The sequence below is a fragment of the Mesorhizobium sp. M1A.F.Ca.IN.020.06.1.1 genome (assembly GCF_004023265.1).
In the GTDB taxonomy this organism is placed as follows: domain Bacteria; phylum Pseudomonadota; class Alphaproteobacteria; order Rhizobiales; family Rhizobiaceae; genus Mesorhizobium.
In genome coordinates this window covers 1-919 of sequence record NZ_RZSR01001476.1, presented here as the reverse complement: position 1 = coordinate 919, position 919 = coordinate 1, and the positions used below count along the sequence as shown (strand labels likewise).

The 919-nt window shown below is 66.4% G+C and carries 1 protein-coding gene and 1 pseudogene; both read left to right on the top strand.

Translation table 11 applies throughout. The annotated features are described in order from the left end of the window. The coding region (gene pgl, locus EOA60_RS34990) for a 6-phosphogluconolactonase (RefSeq protein WP_128312729.1) at positions 1-621 on the top strand (621 nt) is incomplete at its 5' end. 65 nt (positions 622-686) lie between these two features. Then, positions 687-919 (top strand): annotated as a pseudogene (locus tag EOA60_RS34985) (phosphogluconate dehydratase); the annotation flags it as partial.

Below are 919 nucleotides of genomic sequence, written 5' to 3'. Positions count from 1 at the left end.
CGCCTGACCAAGGCGATCACCGACCGCGGCACGGCGCTGCTCGCCGTATCCGGCGGCACGACGCCGGCAAAATTCTTCGCCGCGCTCTCCTTAATCCCGATCGCCTGGGACAAGGTCACCGTGACGCTGGTCGATGAACGTTTCGTGCCGACCTCCTCGCCGCGCTCGAATGCCGGGCTGGTGGCGGCCAACCTGCTCCAGAACAAGGCAGCGGCAGCGCGCTTCGTGCCGCTCTACCATGAGGCGGCGACCATCGAGGACGCAGCGGCGTCGGACAGCGAGGCCCTGCAATCATTGCCCTGGCCGCTGGATGTGGTGGTGCTTGGCATGGGTGCCGACGGCCACACTGCCTCCTTCTTTCCCGATGCCGGCAATCTCGCCGAGCTCATCGACCCATCCTCACCGCGGATCGTGCTGGCCGTGCATGCGCAAAGCGCCGGCGAGCCGCGGCTGACACTGTCGATGGCGCGGATCGTTGCCGCCGGTTTCATCGCGCTCCACATCGAGGGAGAGGACAAGCGTATTGCCTTCGACGGCGCGATGGGAGCGGGCATGAAAAAGCCCATCCGCAACGTGCTCGAGGTGGCGCCGATACCGGTAGAGGTGTTCTGGGCACCCTGATTTCACCAAAGGAACAGCCCCGGAGGCTGTGGGAGGACGTTTTCCGGGGCCCGAAAGGACCAGCCATGACAGCCAGACGCGACATCGAAGCCATCACCGAACGCATCCGCCAACGCTCGAAGGCCGGTCGCGAAGCCTATCTCGGCCGCATCGCGGAGGCGTCGGGACGCGCCGCCAACCGCGCGGTGCTCTCCTGCGGCAACCTCGCCCACGGTTTTGCCGTCTGCAGCCCATCGGAGAAGGTGGCGCTCGGCGGCGATCGCGTGCCCAACCTCGGCATCATCACCTCCTACAACGA